Origin of the sequence: Aminobacter sp. DSM 101952, assembly GCF_001424795.1 — a bacterium.
GTDB classification, from domain to species: domain Bacteria; phylum Pseudomonadota; class Alphaproteobacteria; order Rhizobiales; family Rhizobiaceae; genus Aminobacter; species Aminobacter aganoensis.
Genome location: NZ_LMCL01000031.1, coordinates 92,893 through 108,621, shown reverse-complemented (window position 1 = coordinate 108,621; position 15,729 = coordinate 92,893). Strand labels below are relative to the sequence as shown.

14 protein-coding genes are annotated in these 15,729 nt (G+C 64.6%); 11 read left to right on the top strand and 3 right to left on the bottom strand.

Going from position 1 to position 15,729, the window contains the following annotated elements; all coding sequences use genetic code 11:
• The first annotated feature begins 48 nt into the window (after nucleotides 1-48).
• The 5 genes from ASC75_RS19020 (at nucleotide 49) to ASC75_RS19000 (ending at nucleotide 5,725) form a co-directional block, all read left to right on the top strand.
• The gene (locus tag ASC75_RS19020; RefSeq protein WP_055978667.1) at nucleotides 49-1,338 is read left to right on the top strand and encodes a cyclopropane-fatty-acyl-phospholipid synthase family protein; all 1,290 of its coding nucleotides are present in this window, start codon (nucleotides 49-51) and stop codon (nucleotides 1,336-1,338) included.
• Between the two features lie 85 nt (nucleotides 1,339-1,423).
• A complete protein-coding gene (locus ASC75_RS19015; RefSeq protein WP_055978665.1) occupies nucleotides 1,424-1,747 on the top strand; it encodes a YnfA family protein in 324 nt (107 codons plus the stop codon).
• Nucleotides 1,748-1,935: 188 nt separating this feature from the next.
• Nucleotides 1,936-3,432: a replicative DNA helicase gene (locus tag ASC75_RS19010; RefSeq protein ID WP_055978661.1), complete on the top strand. Its 1,497-nt coding sequence runs from the start codon at nucleotides 1,936-1,938 to the stop codon at nucleotides 3,430-3,432.
• Between the two features lie 253 nt (nucleotides 3,433-3,685).
• A complete protein-coding gene (radA, locus tag ASC75_RS19005; protein ID WP_055978660.1) occupies nucleotides 3,686-5,089 on the top strand; it encodes a DNA repair protein RadA in 1,404 nt (467 codons plus the stop codon).
• Between the two features lie 27 nt (nucleotides 5,090-5,116).
• The gene (locus ASC75_RS19000; protein ID WP_055978657.1) at nucleotides 5,117-5,725 is read left to right on the top strand and encodes a CvpA family protein; all 609 of its coding nucleotides are present in this window, start codon (nucleotides 5,117-5,119) and stop codon (nucleotides 5,723-5,725) included.
• Between the two features lie 173 nt (nucleotides 5,726-5,898).
• On the opposite strand, the gene ASC75_RS18995 is transcribed toward ASC75_RS19000, so the two are convergent.
• Nucleotides 5,899-6,831 (bottom strand): DUF6282 family protein, encoded by a 933-nt coding sequence (locus ASC75_RS18995; protein WP_055978654.1) that lies wholly within the window; start codon nucleotides 6,829-6,831, stop codon nucleotides 5,899-5,901.
• Nucleotides 6,832-7,127: 296 nt separating this feature from the next.
• Here ASC75_RS18995 and ASC75_RS18990 point away from each other — a divergent pair, with 296 nt between their 5' ends.
• Both ASC75_RS18990 and purF read left to right on the top strand, forming a co-directional pair.
• Nucleotides 7,128-8,384 (top strand): MFS transporter, encoded by a 1,257-nt coding sequence (locus tag ASC75_RS18990; RefSeq protein ID WP_055978649.1) that lies wholly within the window; start codon nucleotides 7,128-7,130, stop codon nucleotides 8,382-8,384.
• A 159-nt stretch (nucleotides 8,385-8,543) separates the two neighbouring features.
• On the top strand, nucleotides 8,544-10,013 hold the full coding sequence (purF, locus tag ASC75_RS18985) for an amidophosphoribosyltransferase (RefSeq protein WP_055978646.1): 1,470 nt from the start codon (nucleotides 8,544-8,546) through the stop codon (nucleotides 10,011-10,013).
• A gap of 31 nt (nucleotides 10,014-10,044) precedes the next feature.
• Here purF and ASC75_RS18980 read toward each other — a convergent pair whose 3' ends face one another.
• Entirely contained in the window at nucleotides 10,045-10,467 is a 423-nt protein-coding gene (locus tag ASC75_RS18980) for a DoxX family protein (protein WP_055979241.1), read from the bottom strand.
• A gap of 185 nt (nucleotides 10,468-10,652) precedes the next feature.
• Between ASC75_RS18980 and ASC75_RS18975 the strand changes: the two genes are divergently transcribed.
• From ASC75_RS18975 to ASC75_RS18965, 3 genes are all read left to right on the top strand, one after another.
• Complete coding sequence (locus tag ASC75_RS18975) at nucleotides 10,653-11,399, top strand: SDR family NAD(P)-dependent oxidoreductase (protein WP_055979238.1); 747 nt, start codon at nucleotides 10,653-10,655, stop codon at nucleotides 11,397-11,399.
• Nucleotides 11,400-11,507: 108 nt separating this feature from the next.
• Nucleotides 11,508-13,274, top strand: a complete 1,767-nt coding sequence (locus ASC75_RS18970; protein ID WP_055978644.1) for an SLC13 family permease — start codon at nucleotides 11,508-11,510, stop codon at nucleotides 13,272-13,274.
• An 82-nt stretch (nucleotides 13,275-13,356) separates the two neighbouring features.
• A complete protein-coding gene (locus ASC75_RS18965) occupies nucleotides 13,357-13,980 on the top strand; it encodes a hypothetical protein (protein ID WP_055978642.1) in 624 nt (207 codons plus the stop codon).
• A 15-nt stretch (nucleotides 13,981-13,995) separates the two neighbouring features.
• Here the strand turns inward: ASC75_RS18965 and ASC75_RS18960 are convergent, their stop codons facing one another.
• The gene (locus ASC75_RS18960; RefSeq protein WP_055978639.1) at nucleotides 13,996-14,502 is read right to left on the bottom strand and encodes an OsmC family protein; all 507 of its coding nucleotides are present in this window, start codon (nucleotides 14,500-14,502) and stop codon (nucleotides 13,996-13,998) included.
• A 113-nt stretch (nucleotides 14,503-14,615) separates the two neighbouring features.
• Between ASC75_RS18960 and ASC75_RS18955 the strand changes: the two genes are divergently transcribed.
• Entirely contained in the window at nucleotides 14,616-15,539 is a 924-nt protein-coding gene (locus ASC75_RS18955) for a DMT family transporter (protein ID WP_055978636.1), read from the top strand.
• The last annotated feature ends 190 nt before the right edge of the window (nucleotides 15,540-15,729 follow it).

Sequence of the window (15,729 nt, the reverse complement as noted above, 5' to 3'; positions counted from 1 at the left end):
TAGTTACCCGTTTCTGACAACAGGACTGACACATCGCGAGCATTGCCCATGAACGTGTTGCTGCAGCGCATTTTCGCAAAACTCGTCCGCACAGGAAACCTGACCGTCACCGGACCCGACGGCGTGCCCCACCGCTTCGGCGACGGCAGTGGCGAACCGGTCCACATGCTGATCCGAACGCGCCGGGCCGAACGGGCCATCACCTTCGATCCGACATTGGCCGTGCCGGAGGCCTACATGGACGGCGAGATGGACATCGTCGAAGGCAACATCTTCGGCTTCATGCGGATCGCCTTCCAGAATCTCGGCAACGGCACGGTCGACGCTGCCTGGTCGCGCGCCATCGAAGGTCTGCGGGTGGCGCTGCGCCGCTTCCAGCAGGTCAACACCGCAGCACGGGCGAAACGCAACGTCGAGCGCCACTACGATCTTTCGGGCGATCTCTATCGGCTCTTCCTCGACAGCGACATGCAATATTCCTGCGCCTATTTCGCCGACCCCGAAATGACGCTGGAAGAAGCCCAAACGGCCAAGAAGGCGCACATCGCCGCCAAGATGCGGCTCAAGCCAGGCCAGTCGGTGCTCGACATCGGCTCCGGCTGGGGCGGCCTCGGGCTCTATCTTGCGCGGTCGTTCGAAGCGCAGGTGCTGGGCGTCACGCTGTCTTCCGAGCAGCACGCGGTCGCCACCGAACGCGCCCATCAGGAAGGCCTCGACAGCCACGTCCACTTCGAAATCCGCGATTATCGCGACCTCGTCGAGCGCTTCGACCGCATCGTCTCGGTCGGCATGTTCGAGCATGTCGGCGTCAACCACTACCGCACCTTCTTCGACACCGTCGCCAAGCGGTTGAAACCCGATGGCGTGATGGTGCTGCATTCGATCGGCCGTTTCGGCCCGCCGACGGCGACGAGCGCCTTCATCCGCAAATACATCTTCCCCGGCGGCTATATCCCTGCCCTGTCGGAAGTCCTGCCGGCGATCGAGAAGGCGGGGCTGATGGTCGCCGACGTCGAGGTCCTGCGGCTCCACTATGCCGAGACGCTGAAGCATTGGGGCAAGCGCTTCGCCGCCAACCGGGACAAGGCCAAGGCGATCTATGACGAGCGCTTCTGCCGGATGTGGGAATTCTACCTGGCAGCATCCGAAGCCGCCTTCCGCTGGCAGGACCTGATGGTGTTCCAGATCCAGATCACCCACCGAAACGACACGCTGCCGCTGACCCGCGACTACATCGGCAAGTGCGAGAAGGCGCTGGCCATGCACGAGATGGCGCATCGCACCGCCGAACCGGCGACCAAGGCCGGGCGCAAACGCACGGTCGGCGACAAGGAATAGGATCGCAACAGGCCGATGTCAGGCCTTGCGCCCGCATAGGCTCGCATAGGACAAAGCCCATCTCCCCTTCGAGCCGGGCTTTGTCATGACCTATGCCATCTACGTCGCTGCCGCACTTGCCGAGATCGCCGGCTGCTTTGCCTTCTGGGCGTGGTGGCGGCTTGACAAGTCGCCGCTCTGGCTGGTGCCGGGCCTCATCTCGCTCGTCGCCTTCGCCTGGCTGCTCACACTGGTCGAAGCCAGTGCCGCGGGCCGCGCCTACGCCGCCTATGGCGGCATCTACATCGCCGCCTCGCTGTGCTGGCTGTGGCTCGCCGAAGGCGTACGGCCCGACCGCTGGGACATCATCGGCGCGGCCATCTGCATTTTCGGCGCCTCGGTCATCCTGCTCGCGCCGCGGAGTGCGTGATCGCAGCTTCCTGTTTTGTTCTTGCCGCTTCGCCGCTAGACTCGCTGCGATTCGCGTCAATCGGAATCGTCACCGTGCCGGCCGTCCCTGTGGACGAGTGTGAATAGTGGTGGCCAGTTGAAATGACGATGGACGGCTTGTGGCCCGGCTCTGGTAGTGCAGATGCTCGGCAACGGACGGGGAAGACATTGGCTGAGGCAGCGCGCAAGTTCGAAGTGGCGGAAACCCCGCTCTACCGGGAAGCCCCGAACAACATCGAGGCCGAGCAGGCGCTGCTGGGCGCGATGCTGATCAACAACGACGCCTTCTACCGCGTCTCCGACTTCCTCAAGGCGACCCACTTCTACGAGCCGCTGCACCGCAAGATCTTCGAGGTCTCGTCCGAGCTCATTCGCATGGGCAAGATGGCGAACCCGGTCACCCTCAAGACATTCCTGCCGGTCGACGAAAAGGTCGGCGACATGACCGTCCTGCAGTATCTGGTGGCGCTGGCGGCCAATGCCGTCACCGTCATCAATGCCGCCGACTACGGCCGTGCCGTCTACGACCTCGCCACGCGGCGTGCGCTGATCACCGTCGGCGAGGACATGGTCAACATCGCCTATGACGCGCCGGTCGACATGTCGCCGTCCGAGCAGATCGAGGATGCCGAACGCCGCCTGTTCGAACTCGCCGAAACCGGCCGCTACGACGGCGGCTTCGAAAGCTTCTCCGACGCGGTCAAGACCGCCATCGACATGGCCAGCGCCGCCTACATGCGCGACGGCCATCTCTCCGGCATCGCCAGCGGCCTGCAGGATCTCGACGCCCGCATGGGCGGCCTGCAATCCTCCGACTTGATCGTGCTCGCCGGCCGCCCCGGCATGGGCAAGACCTCGCTCGTCACCAACATCGCCTTCAACGTCGCCCACGCCTATGTCCCGGCGCAGCAGGCCGACGGCTCGTTCAAGGCCGAGAATGGAGGCGTCGTCGGCTTCTTCTCGCTCGAAATGTCGTCCGAGCAGTTGGCTACCCGTATCATTTCCGAGCAGGCCGAGGTGCCCTCCTCCAAGATCCGCCGCGGCGATCTCACCGAAGCCGATTTCGAAAAGCTGGTCAGTTGCACTCAGACGCTGCAGAAGATCCCGCTGTTCATCGACTCGACCGGCGGTATCTCGATCGCCCAGCTCTCTGCGCGCGCCCGCCGCCTCAAGCGCCAGCGCGGCCTCGACCTCATCATCATCGACTATATCCAGCTGATGCAGGGCTCGTCGGCCAAGTCGTCGCAGAACCGCGTCCAGGAAATCACCGAGATCACCACCGGCCTCAAGGCGCTGGCCAAGGAACTCAACGTCCCGATCATCGCGCTGTCGCAGCTGTCGCGTCAGGTCGAAAGCCGCGACGACAAGCGCCCTCAGCTCTCCGACCTTCGTGAATCAGGCTCGATCGAGCAGGACGCCGACGTCGTTATCTTCGTCTACCGCGAGGAGTACTACCTCAAGAACAAGGAGCCGAAGCCGGGCACCGACGACTACATCAAGTGGGAGGGCGACATGGCCGAGGTTCGCGGCAAGGCCGAAGTCATCGTCGCCAAGCAGCGTCACGGCCCGACCGGCACCGTCAGCCTCGGCTTCCAGGGTGAGTTCACCCGCTTCTTCGACCTCGCGCCCGAGCATCATTTGCCGGACAGGTTCGGGGAAGAGTAGGCTTTGTCCAACGCGGCATTCCTTCGCACCACCCTCTGGCCTGCCGGCCATCTCCCCCGCAAGGGGGGAGATCAATCGCATCGCCGGCGGCGGTCATCCTGCATGCTTGCCAGTGCAGGCTTCGCAAGGTTGGTGATTGGCCCCGGCGCCGAAGAAGGCGTGATCTCCCCCCTTGCGGGGGAGATGTCCGGCAGGACAGAGGGGGGTGCGAAGAAGCCCTACCTCCCCCACTCAGCATCGCAGCACCCCACCCATGGCTAAGCCCCGCGTCCAATTCATCTGCCAGAACTGCGGTGCCGCGCATCAGCGCTGGGCCGGCAAATGCGATTCCTGCGGAGAGTGGAACACGCTCGTCGAGGAAGGCACGGCCGGCGGCATCGGCTCCGGACCGGGTTCGCTCAAGAGCGCGCGCAAGGGCCGTCCCGTTACGCTGACCTCGCTCGATGGCGACATCGAGGATGCGCCGCGCATCGTCTCGGGGATCGGCGAACTCGACCGTGCCACCGGCGGCGGCTTCGTGCGCGGCTCGGCGCTGCTGATCGGCGGCGATCCCGGCATCGGCAAGTCGACGCTGCTGACCCAGGCGGCGGCAGCACTCGCCGCGCGCGGCCACCGCGTCGTCTATGTCTCGGGCGAAGAGGCCGTCGCCCAGATCAGGCTGCGCGCCCAGCGCCTCGGCGTTGCCACCACGCCGGTGGAACTCGCCGCCGAGACCAATGTCGAGGACATCCTCGCCACCATCGCCGACGGCAAGCGGCCGGACCTCGTCATTATCGATTCGATCCAGACGCTGTGGACCGACCTCGCCGATTCGGCACCCGGCACGGTCACGCAGGTGCGTGCAGCGTCCCAGGCGATGATCCGCTACGCCAAGTCGACGGGTGCCGCCGTCGTGCTCGTCGGCCATGTCACCAAGGAAGGCCAGATCGCCGGCCCCCGCGTCGTCGAGCACATGGTCGACGGCGTGCTCTATTTCGAGGGCGAAGGCGGCCACCATTTCCGCATCCTGCGCACGGTCAAGAACCGCTTCGGCCCGACCGACGAGATCGGCGTCTTCGAGATGTCCGACAAGGGTCTGCGCGAGGTCGCCAACCCCTCAGAGCTGTTTTTGGGCGAGCGCCATTCCAAGGCGCCGGGTGCCGCGGTGTTTGCGGCAATCGAGGGCACGCGGCCGGTGCTGGTCGAGATCCAGGCGCTGGTGGCGGCGTCGTCGCTGGGCACGCCGCGTCGCGCCGTCGTCGGCTGGGACTCGTCGCGGCTGTCGATGATTCTCGCCGTGCTCGAGGCGCATTGCGGAGTCCGCTTCGGCCAGCACGACGTCTATCTCAACGTTGCCGGCGGCTATCGCATATCCGAGCCGGCCGCCGACCTGGCGGTCGCTTCCGCACTGGTTTCATCGCTCACCGGTCTTGCCCTGCCTGCTGATTGCGTCTATTTCGGCGAAATCAGCCTTTCTGGCGCCGTGAGGCCGGTTGCGCATGCACAGCAACGCCTTAAAGAGGCCGAAAAGTTGGGCTTCGGAAGGGCAGTCCTGCCCGCCGGCAGTGGGGACATCGCAGGTGGAATCGGGGCCGGTTCGTTCCAGCCGACCGCACTCGCGGATCTGGTGGCGCGGATAGCCGGCTCAAGACGAAGCCGCGCGGAAGAGACGGATTGAAACCGTCGTCAGGGAGTGAGAGACACTATGCCGATTACGCTGCTTGACGGAATTCTGGTCGGCTTCACCCTGGTTTCGGCGATGCTGGCCATGGTGCGCGGCTTCTCGCGCGAGGTACTTTCGGTCGCCTCCTGGGCCGCTGCCGCGGCTGCCGCCTTCTTCTTCTACAAGCCGGTGGTGCCCTACGTTCAGCCCTATATCGACAACGAGAAGATCGCGATGGCCGCAGCCGCCGGCATCGTCTTCATCATCGCGCTGATCGTCGTCACCATCATCACCATGAAGATTGCAGACTTCATCATCGACAGCCGCATCGGCGCGCTCGATCGGACGCTCGGCTTCCTCTACGGTGCGGCGCGCGGCATCCTGGTGGTGGCCGTTGGGCTGTTGTTCTTCAACTGGCTGGTCGGCGACAAGTCGCCCGCCTGGGTTTCCGAGGCGAAGTCGCGGCCGCTGCTCGAAAGCATCGGCACGACGATCGAGAACATGCTGCCGGAAGATCCCGAGAACTCGATCCTCAAGAAGCTCAATTCGCAGGGCGAGCCCGAGACCGGCACCGCCACGCCGCCTGCCGAAGGTGGCGCCGACGAGCCCGCCGGCGCACCCGCGGCCGAGACGCCGCCCGCCAACAACTGAGCGACTTCGCGATCATCAGGACTGGTGATCGCACGTGACTTTCTTGAACGCCGTGCCTCCCTTGGGAGGCACAGCGTTCTGCATTCTGGAAGCTAACGATATCGCCATCCGGTAGCAGCCACTGGGCCGACGCGCCCCGGTCAGAGCACGTCAAACTTCAGCCAATTCCGCGATCACTTCATGTCTTCGAACAGAAGCTTGTTGGTGTTCATGACCGACATCTGGACGATGTCGTCTTCCTTGACGCCGCGCGCCTGCAATTCGGAGAAGAATTCGCGCAGGGCATCGCCGACGCCGGCCGAGAACACCTGCCCGACGTCCGACGACAGAATCACGCCCTGCGACCCAACCCCCTCGATGACTTCGATGTACTGTTCGTAGCTCAGGTCATCCATCGCGAGGTTGACGAAGGCCAGTTCGCTGTAGGCGCCATATTCTTCCCACATGCGCCGCATTGTCTCGGGATCGAGTTCGGTGGTCTGGAACAGCGGATGCGTCATGATGATCCGGCGAATGCCCATCTCATGGGCGATGCGGACGACCGTCAGGGTCTCGTTGCGGTCGAAATGCCCCGTCGCTAGGATGAGGTCGTTGTCGGCGATGACCTGCAGCGCACGCCTGAGCGCAGCCATCTTGTCGTCATTGCCCTCGTCCAGCGTATAGCCGGTGCCCTCGGCATAATACCTGGTGTACTGCCCCTTGATACCCCAGGCTTCGGACAGGTCGCGGCGATTGTATTTCCGCAAATGGGCCTCGCAGCACATCGTCGGCATCCAGACCACGAAACGGTCGGAATCGGGGTCGGCCGCCGTCACGTCGCGCTTCCAGCCGGAAAGCGCCGAGCGCACGCCGTGGTCGTCGACGCCGCCGCAGCCGAAATTCAGGGCAACGGAACCGACCAGTGCCACCTTGTCGTCGGGCCGGCGCAACTGGCTGACCTGCCCGGTGGTCGGCTGGAAGTGGTTCTTCATCACCACGCCGAATCCTTCTTTCCGCGCCTCGGCCGCGAGCGTCTCAGCGCTGTATTTCCGGCGTAAGAATTCCGGTCCGATATGCACATGCATATCGATCACGCGCTTGTCGCCAACGTGCGGTAGTGCCTTCATTACCCAACTCCATTCCTGGTCACGGCAGTAAAATTATGTATATACATAATTACTATTCTATACGCATGGAAGCTTGTCAACACGCCGCCGCGAGCCATTGCCGCGGCGACCAATGCGTCTCTGCTTGCCAACGCTCGCTGTAGCCAAGTTCCTGGCTTGCGAGTCAAGCCGGCAGCATGCATGAGCTCTTTGGCTCAGCTTGCGCAACTTCAATTATGTATATACTTATTTTCGCGGCTTGAAGCCGCGCCTCCATCGTGTCGCGTGGGCAGAGCGCATTTATTGGGAAGGAAAGCATGTCAATTAAGTCTTCTACGGCGCAGTCGCCGACCCTCGCGGACGATCGGGACGCGCCCGTCAACAGCTACGCGCGCAAGGCGTTGATCGCATCCAATCTCGGATACGCGATGGACGGTTTCGATCTGATGATCCTGAGCTTCATGCTGCCGGCGGTCACCGTCGGCCTGGCTCTTTCGAGCTCGGAGGCAGGCTCGCTGATCACATGGACGCTGATCGGCGCCGTGATCGGCGGCCTGATCGTCGGTGCCCTCAGCGACCGTTTCGGCCGCATCCGCGTCCTGTCGTGGACCATCCTGCTGTTTGGTGTGTTCACCGGTCTTTGCGCCCTCGCGCAGGGTTATTGGGACCTCCTCATCTACCGCACCATCGCCGGCATCGGCCTGGGCGGCGAGTTCGGCATCGGCATGGCGCTGGTGGCAGAGGCCTGGCCGGCACACAAGCGGGCGCGGGCTTCGTCCTACGTCGCGCTCGGATGGCAGGCCGGCGTCCTGGGCGCGGCACTGCTCACGCCGCTGCTGTTGCCGTTGATCGGCTGGCGCGGCATGTTCGTGATCGGACTGATCCCGGCCGTGGTGGCCTTCGTCCTGCGTAAATACCTGCACGAGCCGGAAATGTTCGTGGCCGCGGCCAAGAAGGATGCGGGAAAGCGCGTCAACCCGTTCCGCTACCTGGTCGCGGACCGCGAGTCGCTGCGGTCGACGATCGGCATCGGCATCATGACGTCGGCTCAGAACTTCGGCTATTACGGCACGATGATCTGGCTGCCGGCCTACCTGTCGACGCAGATGGGCTTCTCGCTCACCAAGTCGGCGATGTGGACGTCGGTCACCGTGCTGGGCGGCGCTGTCGGCATGTGGATCTTCGGCCATCTGGCCGACCGTTTCGGCCGCAAGCCGCTGTTCATTGCCTTCCAGATCGGCGCAATGGCGATGGCCTTCGTCTATCCGCAGATCAAGGACCCGATGGCGCTGCTTGTTGCCGGCGCGATCACCGGCGTCTTCCTGAGCGGCATGATCGGCGGCTACGGTGCCCTGATCTCCGAAAGCTACCCGACGCAGGCCCGTGCGACGGCACAGAACGTGCTGTTCAACGTCGGTCGCGGCGTCGGCGGCTTCGGCCCGCTGATCATCGGCTGGCTGGCGACGCAATATTCGCTCTCCGCCGGCCTGTCGTTCCTGGTCTTTGTCTGGGCAATCGATATTCTTGCCACGGTCTTCCTGATCAAGGAACGCAAGGGCGTTGAACTGGCCTGATAAGCCAAATCGCCTGCGCAGGTTCGCTTCCTGCGCAGGCGATGCCCCCGTCACTTCGAGGCCGGCCATCCGCCTGCGACAAGGCCTGCTAAAATTGGTGATGGTATTGCCGGTCGGCATGCCCTATATGACGGCTTTCCGACACGAGACCGTGACCCGATGGTTGACGCAGAAACACCTCTCTCCGCCGAGGCTGATGATCATTTCCACGATGAATGCGGCGTGTTCGGCATATTTGGCCGGCAGGACGCAGCGGCCATCGTCACGCTGGGCCTGCATGCGCTCCAGCATCGCGGCCAGGAAGCCGCCGGCATCGTCTCCTACGATGGCAGCCAGTTCCACGTCGAACGCCATATCGGCCTGATCGGCGACACCTTCACCAAGCAATCGGTCATCGACAGGCTGAACGGCAACCGCGCCATTGGCCACACCCGCTATGCCACCACCGGCGGCGCCGGCATGCGCAACGTGCAGCCCTTCTTTGCCGAGCTTTCCGACGGCGGCTTCGCGGTGGCCCACAACGGCAACCTGACCAATGCCATGACGGTACAGCGCGCCTTGCAGAAGCAGGGCTCGATCTTCTCGTCGACTTCCGACACCGAAACCATCCTGCACCTGGTCGCGACATCCAAGGAACGCGACCTCAACTCGCGCTTCATCGATGCCGTGCGCCAGGTCGAAGGCGCGTTCTCCCTGGTGGCACTGTCGTCGAAGAAGATGATCGGCTGCCGCGACCCGCTCGGCATCCGCCCGCTGGTGCTCGGCGACCTCGACGGCGCCTGGATCCTCGCTTCCGAAACCTGCGCGCTCGACATCATCGGCGCGCGTTTCGTGCGCGACCTCAAGCCCGGCGAGATGGTGATCGTCACCTCCAAGGGCATCGAGAGCATCTTCCCGTTCGAGCAGCAGAAGCCGCGCTTCTGCATCTTCGAATATGTCTATTTCGCCCGTCCCGACTCCTCGGTCGAGGGCCGCAACGTCTATGACGTGCGCAAGCGCATCGGCGCCGAACTCGCCATCGAGAGCCCGGTCGAGGCCGACATCGTCGTGCCAGTGCCCGATTCCGGCACGCCGGCCGCCATCGGCTTCTCGCAGCAGGCTGGTCTGCCCTTCGAGCTCGGCATCATCCGCAATCACTATGTCGGGCGTACCTTCATTTCGCCCGGCGATTCGATCCGCCACATGGGCGTCAAGCTCAAGCACAACGCCAACCGCCGCATGATCGAGGGCAAGCGCGTGGTGCTGGTCGACGATTCCATCGTCCGCGGCACCACCAGCCAGAAGATCGTGCAGATGGTGCGCGACGCCGGCGCCAAGGAGGTGCACATGCGCATCGCCTCGCCGCCCACCCGCGCCTCCTGCTTCTACGGCGTCGACACGCCGGAAAAGTCCAAGCTGCTGGCCTCGCGCATGACGATCGAGGAAATGGCCGAGTTCATCCGCGTCGATTCGCTCGGCTTCCTGTCGATGGACGGTCTCTACCGTGCCGTCGGCGAACCCGGCCGCGACAACGAACAGCCGCAATTCTGCGATGCCTGCTTCTCTGGGCAGTACCCGACGCGCCTTGCCGACCTCGAAGGCTCGGACAATGTCCGCACCCTGTCGCTGCTGGCAAACAACGGCGGCTAGCGCCTCCTGGCGCTGACTTCCGGCTTCCGTGTCAGTTCCCGGAGGCCGTCCCGCGCTTCCAGATCAAGCCCAGCCCCATCGCCAGCTTTTCACCTGGACCGTGGACGGCTGCGAACAGCAGTCCGGCGAAGAAGGTGAAGTGGTCGACGAAGAAGCCGAACTCGGCCTGGTTTGCCTGCCAGAGCGCGGGGCCGTGAAAGGCGAAGGCCAGGAAGATCACATAGGCCCCGGCAAGCAAAGCCGCTTCCGAAAAGAAGGCGCCCGTCAGGAACGCCGCCACCAGGCCAACTTCGAAGATGGCCGCAAGCCAGGCCAGAAACAGCGGAAAGGGAAAGCCGGCAGCCGCAATGTAGACGGCGGTTTGTTCCATTCCAGCGAACTTGAAGACAGCCGCCATGGCAAAAGCGCCGGCGAAGATCAGTCGGGCGAGAAGGATTGCAACGGTTCTGCTCATGCTCGTACCTCCGGGAACTTCGTTCTTGACCGAGGACGATGGGGCGCAGGCGTTTCCGACATTGCTGGCGGGGAATTTCACTGCTTGCGACACATAGTCGGTCTTCATTGTGCGTTGCGGGGTTTTGTTCGCGGCGAAATCGTCCTATCAGGCAGCGGATCGACCAGCTCGAATTGGGTGCCCGCATGACCACGACTCCCGACCTCTCCGGCCGCATCGCCCTTGTCACCGGCGCCTCGCGCGGCATCGGCTACAATGCAGCCAAGCAGTTGGCAGCCGCTGGCGCGCATGTCATCGCGGTTGCGCGCACGGTCGGCGGTCTCGAAGAACTCGACGACGAGATCAAGTCTGCCGGCGGCCAGGCGACGCTCGTCCCGCTCGACCTGACCGACATGACCGGCATCGACCGGCTTGGCGGTTCGATCCACGAACGCTGGGGCAAGCTCGACATCCTGATGGCCAACGCCGCCGTCCTCGGCGTCATCGCGCCCATCGGCCACGTCGAAGCCAAGGTCTTCGACAAGGTGATGGCGGTCAACGTGACCGGCACCTGGCGGCTGATCCGCTCGGTCGATCCGCTGCTGCGCCTCTCCGATGCCGGCCGCGCCGTCATCGTCACCTCCAATGCCGCCCATTCGGCGCGCGCCTTCTGGGCTCCCTACGCCGCCTCCAAGGCTGCGGCCGAGACGCTGATGCGCTCATGGGCCGACGAAACGCGCAACCTGAGGCTTCGCGTCAACGCCTTCGACCCGGGCCGGACCCGCACGGCTATGCGCGCCCAGGCGATGCCGGGCGAGAACCCCGAAACGGTGCCGCACCCCTCCGAGGTCGCGGCCCACATCCTGTCGATGGTCGACCCTGCACTCAGCCAGACCGGCCTGATCTATCAGGCCCGCGAACAGCGCTGGGTGTCCTACCAGCAGCCGGCCTGAACATCTGCTGCCGCCGCGGCGCCTTGCACCGGTGGCCGCGACGAGGCAACGATCGCACTGCTGCCGCGTTGAACATCGCCATTCGACGAATGTGGGGACATCGACCGCATGACGACAGACCAGCTGATGTCCCTCGCCGTCATCGTACTGATGATGGCAGCGTTCATCTGGGGTCGATTCCGTTATGATCTGGTCGCCTGCGGCGCCCTGATCGTCGCCGTTGCCGCCGGCATCGTGCCGCAGGCGGAAGCCTTCAGCGGTTTTGGCGACGACATCGTCATCATCGTCGGCTCGGCGCTTCTGGTCAGCGCCGGCGTCGCCCGCTCGGGCATCATGGAATATGCCATCCAGCGCTTCGCCCCCGACGTTTCCAGCGTCAGGGCACAACTGGCGCTGCTCGTCATCGTCGTCACCCTGCTTTCCGCCTTCGTGAAGAACATCGGCGCGCTGGCGATCATGATCCCGATCGCCTTCCAGTTCGCGCGACGCTCCAACGTCTCGCCCTCGGTCTTCCTGATGCCGATGGCCTTCGGCTCGCTGCTCGGCGGCCTGATGACTCTGGTCGGCACCTCGCCCAACATCGTCGTCTCGCGCGTGCGCCAGGAGATGACCGGCGAAGCCTTCTCTATGTTCGACTTCACGCCGGTGGGTGCGGCTCTTGCTGCCGCCGGCATCGTCTTCCTGGTGCTGTTCTACTGGCTTCTGCCCGTCCGCACGCGCGCCTCGGCCTCCATCCACGAGGCCATCGACATCGACAACTACGTCACCGAAGCCCGGATCGTCGCCGACTCCGCCGTCGTCGGCAAATCACTGGCAGACCTGCTCAAGCTCGGCGGCAGCCGAGCCGTGGTGACGTCGATCCTGCGGTCGCGGGCGCTGCACATCACGCCCTTTCCGGACGTCGTGCTCCGCGAGGGCGACATCCTGCTGATCGAGGGCGCCCCTGACGTGCTCGATCGCATGGTGGCGCAGGCCAAGCTCAGCGTCACCGGCAGCCGCGCTTCCGCCGGCGGCCAGCACGCCGCGGCGGCCGTCGAAGCGATCATCGGCGAGAATTCGAGCCTGATCGGCGGATCGGCCCAGAGGCTTGCGCTCTACGACCGATTCAACGTCAACCTGCTGGCTGTCAGCCGCAAGGGCGAGCGCATCCAGGAGCGCCTCGGCGCGGTCACGCTGCGCATGGGCGACGTTGTTGTGCTTCAGGGCAATCCGCAGACCTTGCCAGAGATCTTGCGCGAACTCGGCTGCCTGCCGCTCGCGGAGCGGCCGATCCTGCTCGGCAGCGTCCGCCGTGGCATCGTTCCGCTGGCGATCCTGACCGCCGCGATGGCGGCGACCGCCTTCGGCCTGCTGCCCGTCCCACTGGCCTTCTTCTCGGCTGCCGTTGCCATGGTCCTGTTCCGCGTCATCCCGATGCGCGAGGTCTATGGCGCCATCGACGGGCCGATCCTGGTGATGCTCGCAGCCCTCATTCCCGTCAGCGATTCCTTGCGGCGGACGGGCGCCACCGACGTCATTTCGGCCTGGCTGGCGGAATTCGCCGCCGGCTTGCCACCAGCGGGCGCACTGACCCTGATCATGGTCGTGGCCATGGCGGTCACGCCGTTCCTCAACAATGCAGCGACGGTGCTCGTGGTGGCTCCCATCGCGGCCGGTTTCGCCAGTTCGCTCGGCTACCAGCCGGAAGCGTTCCTGATGGCCGTCGCCATCGGCGCCGGATGCGACTTCCTCACGCCGATCGGCCACCAGTGCAATACGCTGGTGATGGGACCGGGCGGCTACAAGTTCTCCGACTACCCGCGCCTCGGGCTGCCATTGTCGCTGCTGGTCATCATGGTGGCGGTGCCGATGCTGCTGCTCGTCTGGCCGATGTAGGCGACACGCAAGCGTGATTGGCCGTTGATTTCGGCTCGCCCTAGCCTTGCGCCTCAATCGACAAACTAGGGAGGAACGATCGATGAAACGCATCCTCATCCTGTCCGCGGCACTGTGCTCGGGCCTTCTCACCGCCAGCGCCCAGGACAACACGATGAGCTTTTTCGTGACCAGCGTCGGGCTGGGCAAGGGTGCAAATCTCGGTGGCCTGGCAGGCGCCGACGCCCAATGCCAGAGCCTCGCCGAAGCTGCCGGCTCGACCGGCAAGACCTGGCATGCCTATCTCTCGACCAGCGACACCGACGCCAAGGATCGCATCGGCAGCGGTCCATGGTCCAACGCCAAGGGCCAGAAGATCGCCGACGATGTCGCCTCGCTGCACAGCGACGCCAACAACATCAACAAGGAAACCGCACTCGACGAGAAGGGCAACACCATCAACGGCCGCGGCGACCAGCCCAACAAGCACGACATCCTGACCGGGTCGATGCCTGACGGCACCAAGGCCGCCGACCAGTCCTGCAACAACTGGACCAGCGACGGCGACGGCGTTGCCATGATGGGCCATCACGACCGCATGGGCCTCGACGACTCGGCGGCGGCCAAGTCGTGGAATTCCTCGCATGCCTCGCGCGGCGGATGCGGCCAGGAAGCCCTGAAGGGCACCGGTGGCGACGGCCTGTTCTACTGCTTCGCCACGAACTGAGCAGGCTGCATCAACCTAGCGTTCGGCCGATACCGAAAGGTCCGGCCGAACGTTCAGCGTCTGGAAGACGACGCAGTAGCGCTCGGTCAGCTTGATCAGGGCGTCGATGCGGTCCTGGGGCTCGTCGGTATCGAGCTTGAAGGCCAGCCGGATGGCGCGAAAGCCGACCGGTGCATCCTTGGCGACACCCAGCGTGCCGCGAAAGTCGAGATCGCCCTCGGCCGAGACCGTGGCCTCGCCGAGCCTGAATTCCAGCGCCGTGGCGACCGCCTTCAAGGTCACTCCGGCACAGGCAACGAGCGCCTCGAGCAGCATGTCGCCGGAGCAGAGCTCCAGCCCGCTGCCGCCGGTTGCCGGGTGCAGCCCGGCCGTCACGATCGCCCTGCCCGTCTCGACCTTGCAGGCGATGGAACTGTCGTCGACAGCGCCGGCCGCGCGCAGGGTGATCAGCCCCCGGCCGGCATCCTCGCGATAGGCATCCTTCAGGGGCGCCTGCAGCGCCTTCAGTCCCGCGGCATCCATGATCTTCTCCCGGCAAACTCCGACGATTCTAGCACAGCAAATGCGCCTTGGCTCATGACAGCAGGCTGGCAGGAGCGATGCGATAATCTAAGCTTGTTTTGCAGGAGGCAGGCATGGTCACCGACAGCTTCGACGGCGCCTCGGAACACCGGCTCGGCGTCCTGCTCGTCACGCTGTCGGCGGCGGTTTTCGCCCTTTCAGGGATCCTCACCAAATCGATCGACGCCGATCCCCTGACCATCACCTCATGGCGCGGACTGGTCGGCGGGCTCCTGATCACGGCCTACGTCCTCTGGCGCCGTCGCGCCGGCCATGGCGAAAGCCTCGACCTCGGCTGGCGAGGCTGGATGCTGGCCATACTGGGCACCTTCGCCAGCATCGCCTTCATCGCCGCCTTCAAGAACACCTATGTCGCCAATGTCGTCGTCATTTATGCCACCGTGCCCTTCGTCGTCGCCTTGCTCGCCTGGCTGATCGTCGGCGAGGTCTTTCGCCGCCAGACGGCAATCGCGGCAGCGATCTGCCTCGTCGGCGTCGCCGTCATGGTCTGGACCGGATTGGGCGGTGGCCACGCCTTCGGCGACATGCTGGCGCTGCTGATGACCTTCACATTCGCGCTCTACGCAACCCTTGTCCGCCGCTTTCGCAATGCGTCCGTGGTGTGGGCCGGTGCCGTTTCGGCATTCCTCGGCGTGTTTCCCGCCTGGTTCGTCACCGATCCACTCGCCGTGCCAAGCCAGGACATCCCCGTGCTCGCCATTTTCGGCTTCACCTTCGCGCTGGCGGTGGTTCTGTGGACCGAAGGCGCGCGCCGCATTCCCGCTGCCGAAGCAGGGCTGCTGGGCACGGCCGAAGTGCCGTTCGGCATCGTCTTTGCATGGCTTTTCCTCGCCGAACTGCCGCCGCTGGCGAGCCTCGCGGGCGGGGCTGTCGTGATGGCCGCCGTATTCTGGCACACTTGGCGCGACTGGCCCGGCGCGCAGATGCCGCCGCCCATGCACGATACCAGCATGGAAAAAGATTCGCAGAAAGCCTGAACTGGCGTGGAACCAAATCGCGGGATCGACGTTATTGGCCTCAGGACGGGTTGCCCCATCCCCCCATCCCCTCCACCCGTCCCTTTGCTTTAAGCCGGTCGCAAGACCGGCTTTTTCCTGTCCTGAACCCCAGGGGTGGCGGGGACGATGCGCATTGACGTGGCGTCGGCATCGTCTAGTTTCTGTGCGC